Origin of the sequence: Campylobacter concisus ATCC 51562 (assembly GCF_000466745.1) — a bacterium.
GTDB lineage: Bacteria > Campylobacterota > Campylobacteria > Campylobacterales > Campylobacteraceae > Campylobacter_A > Campylobacter_A concisus_B.
This window is the reverse complement of record NZ_ANNI01000003.1, coordinates 516,800-531,275: the sequence shown is the minus strand read 5'-3', so window position 1 is coordinate 531,275 and position 14,476 is coordinate 516,800. Positions and strand designations below refer to the sequence as shown.

Here is a 14,476-nt window from a genome sequence, read left to right as displayed (position 1 = left end):
AAAATGAAAAAAGTGGTTTTGGCCTCAATATTAGCGGCAACTAGCCTAATGGCAGCAAGCGATAAGCAAATAGAAGATTTTTACTCAGAAGTTTTTAAAAATCAAAATATTGATGGTGTTAATGTAAAAGTCGTAGAACGCACTAAAATTTTAGATGATATAGAAAAAGTAAGCTTAAAATTTAGCAAAGGTGATATGTCTCAAGAAGATGTGACTTTTGTTAAGGGCGATCTTATGTTTCCTGATGTTGTAAATTTAAAGGAGCAGAAGTCTTATTTAGCTGAAGAAAAAAAGGTTATCGCAGAAAAAGCAGCACTTGATTTAGTAAAATCACTAGCTAAAATTTATAAAAATGAAGACAAGGCAAATGTTGTAACTCTTGGCAATGATAGCAAAAAGCCAACTCTTATCATGTTTTCAGATCCTGAATGCCCATATTGTAGAGCCGAGCTAGCAAAGATTGAAACGACATTAAAAGACAATAACGTTGAAATCATCTTAACTCCAGTGCATGAACTATCGTCTTTGCAAAAAAGTGCTTTGATCTATAAAGATATAAAAAATGCAAAAAGCGATAGTGATAAGGTTAAAATTTTAAGAAAGTATTTTTCTGAAGATTATAACGTAGATGAAAAAAATGTTAGTAAAGAAGAGAGCGACAAGATCGATACTTTACGTAAAAAATATTTCTCAGCTGGCGTTAGATCAGTACCATTTATCATAAACAAAAGCGATCTAAAATAATCTTTTCTAGGGAGCTCTCCCTAGAATTTATACTTTAAATTAGCCTTTTTCTCAAAATTCATAAAAGTTAAAATATTAAATATATTTTCTTATATTTTTAACAATAACTTAACATATTTAATTAAAGCTTTATATTTACTTTGATTATCTTGCAATTATGCTAAATTTACCGAGTTTAAATCTAGGCTATAAAAAGCCCTGAAATAGGCCTTGCAATATTTTAGAATTTCTAAAGTTGCAAATTGTGAAGACCAATCAAACCAAATTCTCAAATTTTTAAGTTTGAGAGCTAAGGAGAAAAAATGCAAGGATCAAGAAGAGATTTTCTAAAAAAATCTCTAAAAGTCGGTGCTGCCGGCGGTGTACTCGCAGTCTCAGCCGTAGCAAAAGTGACTAGTGACGACTTAGCTCCTGATGACAATGGTGTCGTCGTTGGCAAGTCAAACAAAAAAGAGGTGCTTTATAAAAAAAGCAAGAACTGGGAAACCTACTATAAAATCGCTTACTAAGGGAGAAAACCATGAGTGATGCACGTATAGGAAGACGTTCATTTTTAAAGCTAGCCGCACTTGGTGCTGGAAGCACAATGGCTTTTGGAGAAAATGAAACGATAAGAAAAGCAAGTGATGAGGAGATAAAAAATCCTTTCCCTGGCTCAAAAAAGGTTAGAACGATTTGTTCTATTTGCTCAGCAGGCTGTGGTATCGAGGCTGAGGTAAAAGATGGTGTTTGGGTTCGTCAAGATATGGCGATGCATCATCCGATATCTCAAGGCTCACACTGCTCAAAAGGTATCGATCAGATCGATCTTACACACAGTAAACAACGCATCAAATATCCTATGAAAAAAGTTGATGGTAAATGGCAAAGAATTTCATGGGATCAAGCTGTAAATGAGATCGGCGATAAGATGCTTCAGATCCGCAAAGAAGATGGTCCTGATAGCGTTGTTTTCTTAGGATCTGCGAAATTTAACAACGAGCAAGCATATTACTTTAGAAAATTTTGTGCATTTTGGGGTACAAACAGTAACGATCACGTAGCAAGAATTTGACATAGCGCAACAGTCGCCGGTGTGGCGAATACTTGGGGTTATGGCGCGATGACAAACCACTTTGGAGATATGGCTGCAAACTCAAAATGTATATTTATCATTGGAGCAAACCCAGCTGTGGCAAACCCAGTTGGTGGCATGAAGCACACTTTACAAGCAAAAGATAGAAACAATGCAAAAGTAATTGTAGCTGATCCAAACTTTACAAAGACAGCCGCACATGCTGATCTTTATTTGAGACAAAGATCAGGAACTGATATTGCACTTGTTTATGGTCTTATTCATATCATTCTTAAAAATGGCTGGGAAGATAAAGAATTTATAGAAAATAGAACTTACGGTATTGATGAGATAAGAAAAGAGGCTGAGCACTGGACACCAGAGGTTACATCTGATGTTACTGGAGTACCAGTTGATAAGCTACTAAAAGCTGCAGATATCCTAGCTCATACAAAACCGGGTACTGTTGTTTGGGCACTTGGCATCACTCAACACTCAGTTGGTACATCAAATACAAGAATTTTACCTATCCTTCAACTAATTCTAGGAAATATGGGTAAAGCAGGTGGTGGCTGTAATATCATTCGTGGTCACGACAATGTTCAAGGCTCAACTGATATGTGTAACCTTTCAGATAGCTTGCCAATGTATTATGGCTTAACTGATGCAGCATGGAAATATTACTGCAAAGGCTGGGGCGTTGATTATGACGAATTTATTAAACGCTTTGCAGTCTCAACAAAAGAGCCAAAGCAAGGCGGTACTCCTGTTAAAAACACAGTCTTTGAAGAGTATTATTACCACGATCCTAAACATCCAGAAGATAGAAACTGGAGAAACGAAAAAGGCTGGTCACTTTCAAAATGGTGGCAAGGCGTCTTGAAAGAGGAGAATACATTTAGTAGTGGCGCATTAAGAGTTCTTTGGGTTCAAGGAACTGGTCTAACGTCTATGGCGCACCTAGCTAAAATTCAAGAAGCAGCTTCAAAACTGGATATGATCGTTGTAGCTGAGCCATTTGTGAATGAAATTTCTATCCTTTCAGACAGAAAAGATGGCGTTTATATCTTACCAGTAGCAACCGCATTTGAAAATGAAGGTCACTTAAGTGCAACAAACCGCTCAGGTCAATGGAGAACAAAAGTTGTTGATCCACTTTATGAGAGCAAGGGTGATCACGAAGTAATGTTCTTGTTTGCTAAGAAATTTGGCTTTTACGATGAATACGTAAGAGGCATGAAAATGGGTATCGTAGATCATGAAATAAAACAAGTAAAAGATGACTTTGTATGGCCTGATGATGCGACAAATGAGATAGCAAGAGTTGGAAATTCTATAGGTTATGGTGGTAGAACAGCCGAGATGTTTAGACGCCATCAAGCAAACTGGGATAAATTTGACCCAGATACGCTAATAGGTATTGGCGGTGAAGTCAAAGGCGAATATTACGGTAAACCATGGCCAGCATGGGATGAAAAACACCCTGGAACACCAATACTATATGATATGAGCAAACCTTATGCAGAGGGTGGCTCTGGCTTTAGAAATCGCTTTGGTCTAGAGCATAATGGCGTTAGTCAGCTAGCTAGCGAAGAGACAACACTTGTTGGCTCAGCTATAAAAGGTGGCTATCCGCAAATTACAAAAGATAATATAGAAAAAGTCTTAGGTATAACTCTAACTGAAGAAGAGAAAGCTAAGATGGGACCAAGCTGGAGCATGGATTATAGTGGTATTATCTTTGAAAAATGCCGCGAAAAAGGTGTTGTTCCTTATGGTAATGCAAGGGCAAGAGCTATCGTTTGGGAATTCCTCGATCCTATTCCAAAACATAGAGAGCCTGTTCACTCACCACGCTGGGATCTTGTTCAAAAGTATCCGACATTTGATGATCAAGCTAGAAATTTCCGTGTTTCTACTAAGTTTAAGTCAGAGCAACAAGCAAAAGATTGGTCGAAAGAATTCCCTATCGTATTTAGTACGCAACGCGTCGTAAACCTAAGTGGTGCTGGTATGATCGAAAGAACTAGTAAATATCTATCAGCTATTACGCCAGAAATGTTTGCTAATGTTAATCCAGAGCTAGCTTTAAAATACGGCATAAAAGACCGCGATATGATGTGGATCCATAGTCCACAAGGCACAAAGATCAAAGTAAGATGCTATCACAGCCAGATGGTAACTCCAGATAGAATTTGTATGCCATACAACTTCGCTGGTATTATGCAAGGCGTTGATCTTTCAGCTCGCTATCCAGAGGGTACTAAGCCTTATGTTATCGGTGAGAGCTTTAACACAGTTACTAACTACGGATTTGACCCAGTTACTCAAATTTCAGAGTTTAACGCAGGTCTTTGCCGTATAGAAAAAGCTGAGGAAAATACATTTAAAACATCGTTTTTCCATGAATATGGCGAGAGAGACGCCATGGGTAAAGAGTAAGGAGGAATAAAATGGCAAGAATGAAATTTTTTGTAGATACTGATAGATGTATTAGTTGTTATGGTTGCCAAGTTGCTTGCTCTTCTGCTCATGAACTTCCAGTAGGAATTTATAGAAGAAAGGTCATTACGCTTCACGATGGCATTGAAGGTAAAGAGGTTTCAACTACTATTGCATGCCAACACTGTACTGATGCACCTTGTGAGCAAGTTTGCCCGGTCGATTGTTTCTACATTAGAGCTGATGGCATCGTGCTTCATGATAAAAATATATGCATAGGCTGTGGTTACTGCTTATATGCTTGTCCGTTTGGTGCACCACAGTTCCCTAAAGATGGAGCATTTGGTGTAAAGGGCGTTATGGATAAATGTACAATGTGTGCAGGCGGTCCAGAGCCAACAAACTCACACGAGGAGAGAGAGCTTTACGGTCAAAATAGAATGGCCGAAGGAAAAGTGCCTATGTGTGCGGCTGTTTGTGCTACAAATGCACTTTTAGTTGGAGATGCAGCTGAAGTATCAAACGTATATCGCAAACGCGTTATGCTAAGAAACACTGGGCTAAATGCCTAACAAGAAGGAGAGCATTTGCTCTCCTTTAAATTCTAAATTTTAAACTTAAAACCTTTTCATTATTTTATAAAACTACTATTTTTATATTCAAAAGATAAATTTTTAAATTTACATTAGAAATTTCTAAAACCATTTAAAATTGGCTATTTGAAGACAAATTTCTCTTTATTATCTCAATTTGCTCTATTTTATGATAATCGTTTTTATTTTAATCAAAGTAAAGTCTTGGTAATATCTCGCTTTAAAATAATCTCACAGGTGGTTTAATTAATGAATAAATTTTTTAAATTTATGCTTATCATGCTACTGCCTATCTGGCTTGTGGCAAAAAATGACGACTACGCACAAGTCGCAGCTCAGATAAAAGAGTCATTACAAAAAGTAATAACAGAGTACAGAGCTGGCAACGTCGAGCAAGCAGTTAGCGATACTCAAAATGCTTATTTTGGTCTGTTTGAAGATGTCGAAGCTGGCATCAGAATAAATTTAGGTCAGAAAAAAGCTTACTCTATGGAGAAGCAGTTTGGCGAGATCAGAAAGGCGATAAAAGCTGGCGAAGCACCAGATGATGTGCAAAAAAGAATAGATCAGATAAATAGCGAAATCGCTGAAGTTTTGCCAGTTATTTTAAATGGACATAAGCTTGTTGGTGAGTACTCAGACACTCCAGCACAAGCTGCTGCAAGTGGCTATGACACTTCTAAATTTATCCCTGAGTGGAAGGTGGCATTTGAAAATTTATCAGCAACTCTTGATAAAGCTATAGCAAGCTACGAGGGCGACAAACAAGATGATGCTAAAAATTCTATCCAAGATGCTAAATTTAATGATTATAGAAACACTCAACTTGAAATCGCCGTTCGCCAATATATAGAAAATGGCAAAAGCATAGATGCTGACATCCAAAGAAAGATGGGTGAAGCAATAAGCGGCATCGCAAATGGCATAACAAAAGATGATTTTAAAACAAAGCTAGAAGAGATCAAAAAGCTAGCGTATGACGCTATCGCTAAACTTCCAGCTGAAACAGTAAAGCTAGCAAAAGTTGATATGAGTAGCGCAGCATCTAGCGATAGCAGTGAAGATAGCGGCACAGACTACACTCAAACTGTTAAAAACATAAATGACAAAATTCAAGCAGCCATCGCGCTTTACAAAGGTGGCAATAGCGCTAAAGCTATGGGCGATATCCAAGATATCTATTTTGATGAGTTTGAAGGTAGCGGCATGGAGAACAAAGTAGGCGCGATAGATGTAAATTTAAAAACAGCTATCGAAGCTACATTTGGTAACCTTGTAGCCCTTATGAAATCAGGCGCAGACGAAAAAACACTTGAAGAGAGTGCAAGCAAGATGTCATCTCAGCTAGCAGCCGCACTTGAGAAAACTAGCGGTTCAAGCTCACCTTGGACGCTATTTATCTGGGCGCTAACTATCATCTTAAGAGAGGGCTTTGAAGCTCTTATCATAGTTGCAGCCGTTGTTGCATATCTTGTAAAAACTGGCAATGCAAAAGCTATGGGCAAGGTCGTATATAGCTCAGTTGGCGTGGCTGTCATCTTAAGCTTTGTTATGGCTTGGATAATGAACATCATCTTTGGCGAGGCAGCAGGTCAAAAAAGAGAGCTTATGGAAGGCATCACGATGCTTGTTGCAGTGGGACTTCTATTTTACGTTGGCTTCTGGCTTCTTTCAAATGCTGGCGCTAAAAAATGGAACGACTACATCAAATCACACGTATCTGAGTCTATCTCAAGTGGCTCAAGCACAGCGCTTTGGTGGACTGTATTTTTAGCGGTATTTAGAGAGGGCGCTGAGACAGTGCTATTTTATCAAGCACTTATCTTTGATGCAAAAGACTCAGCTGGCTACTCAATGATCGCAGCTGGCTTTGTCGTAGGCCTTATCGTTCTTTTAATAGTCTATTTCTTATTTAAAATTTTCGCTGTTAAAATTCCTATTAAACCATTTTTTATATTTACATCAGCGATCATCTTTTATATGTCGATCGTCTTTGTTGGTAAGGGCGTTGGCGAGCTAGTTGAGGGCAAAATTTTCATCCCAACTATCATAAAAGGACTTAGCTTTCCTGACTGGATGAGAGACTGGCTAGGACTTATGCCATATTACGAGAGCTTAGTACCTCAAATCATTATGGTGCTTGCCCTAATTATAGGCATCGTTATCATGAAATCAAAACAAAATAAAAATTAATTTTATTTAAAGGAGAGAATATGAATAAAATTCTTAGTTCAGCTCTAGCATTAAGCTTAGCAGCTGGTTTTGCACTTGCTGGAGAGCACCCAATCGGCGAGCCTGTAGAGGCTAATGGCATGGAGATAGCTGCAGTTTATCTTGAGCCAATCGACATGGAGCCAAAAGGCGTTGATCTAGCTCCAAGCTTAGCTGATCTTCACCTAGAAGCTGACATCCACGCTGTAAAAGGCAACAAAAACGGCTTTGGCGAAGGCGAGTGGATCCCATATCTAAAGATCAACTATGAGCTAAAAAACCTTGATAATGGTAAAACTAAAAAAGGTACATTTATGCCTATGGTTGCAAGCGATGGCCCACACTACGGTGCTAACGTAAAAATGGATACAGGTGTTGGTAACTATGAGCTTAAATTCCACATCGACAATCCAGAGAAACAAGGCTTTGGTCGCCACGCTGACAAAGAGACTGGTGTTGGTAAATGGTTTGAGCCTTTCACAACAACTTATAAATTTCAATGGACAGGTGGTCCTGTTAAATAATCACTTTGGGGCGTTTTCGCCCCTTTTTAAAAATTCTCATAGGGTTTAGTTATGTCAATTTACTTCTATCAGGTCTTTTTAGCCCTCCTTGGATTTACGCTTTTTGCTGCCTTAAATAACAATGGCAAAAGTTTAAAAATGATCTTTTTACCATCATTTCTTGGCGTTGTTGCTGGTGTGCTTATCTTTAAAGCTGCTCGTCATGCGCTTGTTGATGACCAGTTTAAAATTTTTATTGATTCTGTGACACTGGTTTTTCTACTAATTAGCATTTTATGGATATTTTTCGAGCTTAAGATAGCAAAAATCGTAACATTTTTTATTTTAGGCATCGGCTTTGGCTTTGGTTATAGCTCAAGTAGCGCATTGTTCCCGCTATTTGGCGGCGAGCTGCTTGACACGCTTTCAGTCATTAGCTTCTTTTTGATGATCTTTGCGATGATCTTGATGCTATTTTTATTTTTCTTCATTTCAAATTTAAAAGCTAGCATCCCATCATCAGTAGCTAAAATTTTAGCTCTTATCACATTATTCTTTTTACTAGTTGATAGAAGCTCACAAACTGCACTCGAGCTTTTACGTGCAGGTGCTTTAAAGATAAGTAGCGAGCTAAATTCTCAAATTTTATCTATCAGTGCAAAAGGCATCTACGTCACAGAATTTAGTGCCTATTTTTATATAGTTGTGATCCTACTTTTATGCATCATCGCGCTTTGCTTTATGCCAAAAAGTATCGATAAAAACGCATTTGGCTCTATCAAATACCGCTTTACAAAAGCCATTAGAGAAAATGTCTTTGACAATGCAAAATTTGCATTTTGTAGCGTTTTAATAGCGCTTGGCTTTTCACTTTATTTTGATCTTTACGCATCTCGCCCACCTCAAATTTCAGAGCCAGTCTTGGTTGAGCCAGTGGGAGATAAATTTATATTTGATGTTGATATGTTAAAAGATAATGAACTTCACAGATTTGCCTACATCACAGATGAGGGCAAACAGATAAGATTTTTCTTGCTAAACCGCTTTAGCGACCGCCCATCTCCAGTCATCGTCTTTGACTCGTGCATGATATGTGGTGATATGGGCTACATAAAAAGAGGCAATGACCTTATTTGTATCTCTTGTAATGTTAGAATTTTCTTGCCGTCAGTTGGCAAAGAGGGCGGTTGTAACCCGATCCCTATGGCATTTACCTTCGATGGTAAAAATATCATAGTTGATTACAAAACGATCGTCGCAGGGGCAAACTACTTTAGCAAGGTCGTTGAGAAGATGGTGCTTGACCCTGTGAGCCACAAAAAGGTGAGCAATCTTGATTCAAGATCATATTTATACTACGGACGCACATATTTCTTTGAGAGCAACGAAACTCAGGCGAAATTTGAAGCAAATCCAGAAAAATATGTAGAAACAAATGGAACGTTAAAATGAAAAATATGCAACTAAGAATGATAAAAAGCTCGATCACTGGCTCAAAGGTGCAAAAGACGATGGCGTTTATCACCATCTTGCTAGCTGCTCTTTTGATATCTTGCATGCTAAATATCACGCTAAAAATCGGTGATCAAGTGGCAAGTGAGCTTAGAGGATATGGCTCAAATATTGTCGTTTTACCGCGTGGTGAGAGCCTAAGCATCGAGATCGAAGGTAAAAATTTCACTCCACTAAAATCACAAAATTTACTCCCAGAAGCTGATATCTACAAGATAAAAGAGATCTTTTGGCGAAATAACATCGTTGCTTTTGCGCCGTTTTTAGAGACAAAGGTAAAAGACGCTAAAGGCGATGAATTTAGCTTTGAGGGGACATATTTTGATAAAAATATCGGACTAAAAGATGAGCCAGAATTTAGCACAGGTGTTAAGAGCTTGTATGGATTTTGGGGCGTTGAGGGCGCTTGGCCAAAAGATGAAAGTATGGATGAAATTTTAGTTGGCGAAGAACTTTCTAAGGCTAAAAATTTAAAAGTTGGCGACAAGCTTAGCCTTACTGGTAAAAACGGCACAAGAGAGGTTAAAATAGTTGGAATTTTAAAAGGAGCTAGTGACGAGACGCATAAGCTAGTTGGATCGCTAAAGCTTGCTGGAGGTCTCTCTGGACATGCAAACTCATACACAAAGGCTGAAGTCTCAGCTATGACGATCCCAGAAAATGACCTATCGCTAAAAGCAAGAAGAAATTTAGACAACCTTGATAGTGCAGAGTACGACAAATGGTACTGCTCAGCTTATGCAGGCTCGATCGCATTTCAGATAGAAGAAAATTTACCAAACGTTAGCGCAAAGGCGAGCCTTCAAGTCAGCGATGCAGAGAGTAACATTGTAAAGAAAATCCAAAGCCTAATGGGTATCGTTAGCATCATCGCTCTTGTGGTTTCAGCTATTGGTATAACGTCGCTAATGACAAGTGAAATTTACCGCCGTAAGAAAGAGATCGGTCTTTTAAAAGCTATAGGTGCTAGTAACTTTGAAATTTACGCCCTTTTTGCTAGCGAGAGCCTTGTGGTAGCCTTTTTTGCAGGTATCACGGGAGCATTTTTAGGATACGCACTAAGCTACGTGATGTCTTACATCATATTCTCTCACGGCATAGGCATAGCATGGATAGTGCTGCCAATAAGCGTGGCATTTGCCCTGCTTATCTCAGTCGTTGGCTCGCTAATGCCAATGAGAAACGTCATAAATTTACTACCTGCGGAGGTGCTATATGACCGCAAATAGCAAATTCTTTTACAATACAATTTATAAAAGTTTAAAAAATGGCTCATCAAGAGTAATGGTCATCGTGATCTCTATCTTACTTGGAGCATGCGTGTGTGCTGCGTTTGTTAATGTCTATCTTGACATTGACTCAAAGGTCTCACGTGAGCTAAAAACTTATGGTGCAAATATGATCTTTGCTCCAAAAGATATGGCTACAAGCGATGATATGAATGAAAAAACTTACAATGAAATGATAGCTAAAGTACCAAAAGATAAGCTTCTTGGTGAGAGCGGTTATCTCTTTGCTCAGGCAAATATCGGTCCAACAAATGCTATCGTCATGGGAACAAAATTTAGCAATCTAAAAAAAGTTAAACCATTTTTAGATGTTAGAGATGGAACGATGATAAATGTCGATTTTGACGATAAAAACGTGCTAATAGGCGTCGATTTAGCTCGTCAGGCTGGCTTTAAAGCAGGCGATGATATAGAAATTCGCGCCATTGGCTCAAATGAGAGTATAAATGTAAAGATAAAAGGCGTAGTCGCAAGTGGCGACAAAGAGGATGCGCTTTTGATCACATCACTATCTTTGGCTCAAAAAATTTCAAATAAAGCTGGCAAAATAAACTATGCTGAAGCTGTTGTACTTGGTAACTTTGATGAGATAACATCACTTGCAAAGACTATTAGTAATGATGAAATAGCTGCAAAACCAGTGGCAAAGGTCTCAAAGTCTGAGGGCTATATTTTAGAGAAAATAAAGCTATTAATGGCACTTGTTAGCCTTGTTATTTTACTCATTACTTCAATGTGCGTAAACACAACGCTTAGTGCTATCTTGCTCTCTCGCTCAAAGGAGATCGCACTTCTAAGAGCCATAGGTGCAAGCAAAGAGGATGTATTAAAGCTATTTGGCTTTGAGACATTTGTGACAGCGCTCATCTCAGCATTAGTTGGTGCATTTTTAGGATATTTACTAGCTCAAATTTTAGGTTATGCGATATTTGATTCTAGTATTGATTTTAGAATTTTAAGCATCCCAGTAGCTGTGATAATATCGCTTTTATTTGCAGCGATCGCAGCATTTTATCCGATCAAACGGGCACTTAATAATAAAATGGCAGATACATTAAGAGGAGAATGATATGCAAAATGCACTAGAATTAAAAAATATTTGTAAAATTTTTGGCGATGTTAAAGCACTTGATGATATAAATTTTGAGGTTAAAAAAGGTGAGTGGGTCAGCGTCATGGGGCCAAGTGGTAGTGGTAAGAGTACGCTTGTAAATATCCTTTCACTAATGGATACTCCAAGTAGTGGCACTTATATGCTTGGTGGCGATGATGCGAGCAATCTAAATGCTGACGATACACTTAAATTTAGACGCGAGAAAATCGGTCTTATTTTTCAGCAGTTTCACTTAGTGCCATATCTTAGCGCACTTGAAAATGTGATGATCGCTCAGTACTATCACAGCTCAGTTGATGAAGAAGACGCTAAAAAGGCACTTGAGGCAGTTGGTCTTTCTCACAGGCTAACACACAGACCAAGTCAGCTAAGTGGTGGTGAGCAACAACGCCTTTGTATCGCACGCTCACTCATAAACGATCCTGAAATTTTAATAGCAGATGAGCCAACTGGTAACCTTGATGAAGCAAATGAAAGAGTTATACTTGATCTATTTTGCAAGCTAAGAAAAGAGGGCAAGACGATACTTCTAGTAACTCACAACCCTGATCTTGGCGAGTATGGTGATAAGATCGTATATCTAAGACACGGTAAGCTAGAGAAAATTCGCACTATTGAAAACCCAAAGGTGCCAAATGAGATATAAAATTTTATTTTTATGTCTAGTCTCAGCCCTAGTTATGGGCTGCGTCAAGCAGTATGAGAAGCATCACATTACGCTAAATGACTCAAGTGGCATTGATACGCAGTTTTTCCCAACAGAAAAGAGGCTAAAGATAGGCGATAAGCCATATATGCTATTTTTCTTTGGCACTGACTGCGGAGTGTGCAAGGCCGCAATACCTGACCTAAATACGCTTGAAAAAGAGTATGGTAAAGAGGTTCAATTCATTGGTGTTTTAGGGCCTAGTAAGGGTTTTGATAAAGATATTGAGCTTTTAAAAGAGCACAACATCACCTTTAAAACTACTAGCGATAAGGTTTCAGTTGATTACTTTAGCAAGGCAGTTGGTGGCGTCATGGGCGTGCCAGTTATCTATTTTTTTGATAAAGATGGTAAGATGCGATCAAAATTTATCGGTCTTACACCAAAAAGCGTACTTGAAAGTGCTATAAGATCGCTCTTGTAGGAGTGAATATGAAAAATTTCTTTTTATTTGTCTTAGCAGTATTTTTTGTTGGATGTGCTAACAGCACTCCAAATATCTCGGTCAAAACGAGCGAGCCTATATTTTTTACGCTTAATGAAGCAAACAGAAGCGTCTATGTAAATTTTAAAAATAGTGCGACCGGGCAAGATGTAAATGCTGAAATTTTAAGCGAGTTTGCAAAGGCTGGTTTTAGAAACGAGCCAAATATCAAAAATGCTGACTTCATCATCCTTGGCGATGTGCAAAGCTTTTCTAGGATAATCAAAAGAGATCCTAGATTTTCAATGGGGATGGGATATGGTTTTGGTAGACCAAGCTTTGGCTTTGGCTACTCGATGTTTTTCCCATTTGGCTATTACGATGATGATGACTTTAGCACGAATAGCTATACTTATCACATGCAAGTAAGCGTGCTAGTGCGTCCAAAAAATGGTGGCGAAAAGGCGACAAATATCTCACTTATGCAAGCTGGCAATGTCTATTCGCCAAGCTACATTTGGCCATTTTTTAAAGAACGTCTAGCAAAACAGATCGTTAGCTTTTTTTATAATGTCTCGCAAAAATAGGAGAAATTAGTAAATTTAAAAGGATTTAAATGCTAGTTGATGGAGGCTATGAAATTTCATCTTGTGATGATATTGAACTTGGTATAAAAAGAAGCTCTCCTCTCTCCTTTTATTCCTGTTATGACAATGCCAAGGATGCAAAAGCTCTTTTGGTGATTATCCCTGGGCTTGGAGAAGACTCTGACCTTGGATATAGAGCTAATCTCATGCGAACCATGGCAGAGACTTATGATGTTGCATGCATTAGTGTGGATTATCACTGTATAGGCAACCGCCCACAGCTTGGGGCGAAATTTGGACTTGATGATATAGATCGCGAAATCTTAACAAGAGAACTATCAAGTATAGGTATAAATTTACCAATTGATCTGAAAAGTATCGACTGCCACGAGAAGGTTGATTTGCTGCTTAAATTTCTTAGCAAAGAGATTACTATTCGAAAAGAGAGAGGTATTTTACCGGCTGATTTTAGACTAAATGCTAGCATTACGATGGTACCGACAAAAAATGAATATCAAAATTTTGGTGTTATGCAAGCATTAGATGTGCTAAATGCCGTGCTTTATACAAAAAAATATATAAATAGTGCCAAATTTGAGCATCTACCAGTGATAATAGTAGGCAGCTCACATGGTGGATATCTGGCACATATGTGTGCTAAGATCGCTCCATGGCTAGTTGATGCCGTGATAGATAATAGCTCTTATGCCATTTTTTTATGGCGTCTTATTGGCTTTGGTAAAGAGATAGATTTTACTAACTATTTTTGTTTTGGTACTGGCATTTTGTATCAAAATTTATATCTTTATTTTTTTGATAAGACCTACTGGACGCTTAATGAAAAATCACCATACTATTTTATTGACGCAAGAGAAGAGATAAGAAACATCCTAAATTTAGATCATTTAAATGTTCAGAGTAGCTATAAAAAGCCAATTTACGTGAGCTATCACTGTATTTGTGATAAAGAAATAGCTCCAGCAAAGGATAAAATCGAGCTTTACGAGGCTCTTAAGAAACTTAAATTTAACGCAACACTACATATGATAAAAGATGAGAGTGAGGTTGATGGCAAATTTATAAAGTTTTTAGGGCATGGAATGGGGATGTCTTATAAACTACTTTTACAAAAAGAGCTTCCCAGTATGATGGAGAAAATTTTATCTCAAAAAAACAAAAAGAGTGGTAAGAGTATTGAGTATAAATGTGGTGATATGATCTATAAATTTAGTGAAGTCTTAGATCAAATAAATCTTGAAATTTTAGATATTGCTTAGTATTTAAAATAGTTAAAACT

13 protein-coding genes and 1 pseudogene are annotated in these 14,476 nt (G+C 38.0%); all 14 read left to right on the top strand.

The features are described from left to right. The first annotated feature begins 3 nt into the window (after window positions 1–3). The 14 genes and pseudogenes from ATCC51562_RS04040 (at window position 4) to ATCC51562_RS03975 (ending at window position 14,456) form a co-directional block, all read left to right on the top strand. Window positions 4–744 (top strand): thioredoxin domain-containing protein, encoded by a 741-nt coding sequence (locus ATCC51562_RS04040; RefSeq protein WP_021090833.1) that lies wholly within the window; start codon window positions 4–6, stop codon window positions 742–744. Between the two features lie 302 nt (window positions 745–1,046). Then, window positions 1,047–1,253, top strand: coding sequence for a twin-arginine translocation signal domain-containing protein (locus ATCC51562_RS04035; RefSeq protein WP_009294906.1), 207 nt, complete (start codon window positions 1,047–1,049; stop codon window positions 1,251–1,253). Between the two features lie 11 nt (window positions 1,254–1,264). Further along, window positions 1,265–1,525 (top strand): annotated as a pseudogene (locus ATCC51562_RS09985) (hypothetical protein); the annotation flags it as partial. Between the two features lie 60 nt (window positions 1,526–1,585). Continuing rightward, a complete protein-coding gene (locus ATCC51562_RS04025; protein WP_235044183.1) occupies window positions 1,586–4,240 on the top strand; it encodes a formate dehydrogenase subunit alpha in 2,655 nt (884 codons plus the stop codon). A gap of 11 nt (window positions 4,241–4,251) precedes the next feature. Then, window positions 4,252–4,812, top strand: a complete 561-nt coding sequence (fdh3B, locus tag ATCC51562_RS04020) for a formate dehydrogenase FDH3 subunit beta (protein ID WP_021090689.1) — start codon at window positions 4,252–4,254, stop codon at window positions 4,810–4,812. A gap of 270 nt (window positions 4,813–5,082) precedes the next feature. Then, a complete protein-coding gene (locus tag ATCC51562_RS04015) occupies window positions 5,083–7,026 on the top strand; it encodes an FTR1 family protein (protein ID WP_021090572.1) in 1,944 nt (647 codons plus the stop codon). A 20-nt stretch (window positions 7,027–7,046) separates the two neighbouring features. Further along, on the top strand, window positions 7,047–7,568 hold the full coding sequence (locus ATCC51562_RS04010; RefSeq protein WP_009294901.1) for an iron transporter: 522 nt from the start codon (window positions 7,047–7,049) through the stop codon (window positions 7,566–7,568). 51 nt (window positions 7,569–7,619) lie between these two features. After that, window positions 7,620–8,999 carry a Fe-S-containing protein gene (locus tag ATCC51562_RS04005; protein ID WP_021090650.1) on the top strand — a complete coding sequence of 460 codons (1,380 nt, stop codon included), beginning with the start codon at window positions 7,620–7,622 and terminating at the stop codon, window positions 8,997–8,999. Next, entirely contained in the window at window positions 8,996–10,288 is a 1,293-nt protein-coding gene (locus tag ATCC51562_RS04000) for an ABC transporter permease (protein WP_021090858.1), read from the top strand. The genes ATCC51562_RS04005 and ATCC51562_RS04000 overlap by 4 nt, the downstream gene beginning before the upstream one ends. Beyond that, window positions 10,275–11,417: an ABC transporter permease gene (locus tag ATCC51562_RS03995; RefSeq protein WP_021090642.1), complete on the top strand. Its 1,143-nt coding sequence runs from the start codon at window positions 10,275–10,277 to the stop codon at window positions 11,415–11,417. The genes ATCC51562_RS04000 and ATCC51562_RS03995 overlap by 14 nt, the downstream gene beginning before the upstream one ends. A 1-nt stretch (window position 11,418) precedes the next feature. Then, the gene (locus ATCC51562_RS03990; RefSeq protein ID WP_021090626.1) at window positions 11,419–12,108 is read left to right on the top strand and encodes an ABC transporter ATP-binding protein; all 690 of its coding nucleotides are present in this window, start codon (window positions 11,419–11,421) and stop codon (window positions 12,106–12,108) included. Next, window positions 12,098–12,592, top strand: coding sequence for a TlpA family protein disulfide reductase (locus ATCC51562_RS03985; protein ID WP_021090806.1), 495 nt, complete (start codon window positions 12,098–12,100; stop codon window positions 12,590–12,592). The genes ATCC51562_RS03990 and ATCC51562_RS03985 overlap by 11 nt, the downstream gene beginning before the upstream one ends. Before the next feature lie 8 nt (window positions 12,593–12,600). After that, window positions 12,601–13,179 carry a hypothetical protein gene (locus tag ATCC51562_RS03980; protein WP_021090568.1) on the top strand — a complete coding sequence of 193 codons (579 nt, stop codon included), beginning with the start codon at window positions 12,601–12,603 and terminating at the stop codon, window positions 13,177–13,179. A 29-nt stretch (window positions 13,180–13,208) separates the two neighbouring features. Then, a complete protein-coding gene (locus tag ATCC51562_RS03975) occupies window positions 13,209–14,456 on the top strand; it encodes a DUF2920 family protein (protein WP_021090711.1) in 1,248 nt (415 codons plus the stop codon). The last annotated feature ends 20 nt before the right edge of the window (window positions 14,457–14,476 follow it).

What these genes read in the sequence shown, in the direction of transcription:
- ATCC51562_RS04005 (WP_021090650.1), top strand. Translation starts at nt 7,620, where the DNA reads ATGTCAATTTACTTCTATCAGGTCTTTTTAGCCCTCCTTGGATTTACG.
- fdh3B (WP_021090689.1), top strand. Translation starts at nt 4,252, where the DNA reads ATGGCAAGAATGAAATTTTTTGTAGATACTGATAGATGTATTAGTTGT.
- ATCC51562_RS03995 (WP_021090642.1), top strand. Translation starts at nt 10,275, where the DNA reads ATGACCGCAAATAGCAAATTCTTTTACAATACAATTTATAAAAGTTTA.
- ATCC51562_RS03980 (WP_021090568.1), top strand. Translation starts at nt 12,601, where the DNA reads ATGAAAAATTTCTTTTTATTTGTCTTAGCAGTATTTTTTGTTGGATGT.
- ATCC51562_RS04040 (WP_021090833.1), top strand. Translation starts at nt 4, where the DNA reads ATGAAAAAAGTGGTTTTGGCCTCAATATTAGCGGCAACTAGCCTAATG.
- ATCC51562_RS03985 (WP_021090806.1), top strand. Translation starts at nt 12,098, where the DNA reads ATGAGATATAAAATTTTATTTTTATGTCTAGTCTCAGCCCTAGTTATG.
- ATCC51562_RS03975 (WP_021090711.1), top strand. Translation starts at nt 13,209, where the DNA reads ATGCTAGTTGATGGAGGCTATGAAATTTCATCTTGTGATGATATTGAA.
- ATCC51562_RS04015 (WP_021090572.1), top strand. Translation starts at nt 5,083, where the DNA reads ATGAATAAATTTTTTAAATTTATGCTTATCATGCTACTGCCTATCTGG.
- ATCC51562_RS04000 (WP_021090858.1), top strand. Translation starts at nt 8,996, where the DNA reads ATGAAAAATATGCAACTAAGAATGATAAAAAGCTCGATCACTGGCTCA.
- ATCC51562_RS04010 (WP_009294901.1), top strand. Translation starts at nt 7,047, where the DNA reads ATGAATAAAATTCTTAGTTCAGCTCTAGCATTAAGCTTAGCAGCTGGT.
- ATCC51562_RS04035 (WP_009294906.1), top strand. Translation starts at nt 1,047, where the DNA reads ATGCAAGGATCAAGAAGAGATTTTCTAAAAAAATCTCTAAAAGTCGGT.
- ATCC51562_RS03990 (WP_021090626.1), top strand. Translation starts at nt 11,419, where the DNA reads ATGCAAAATGCACTAGAATTAAAAAATATTTGTAAAATTTTTGGCGAT.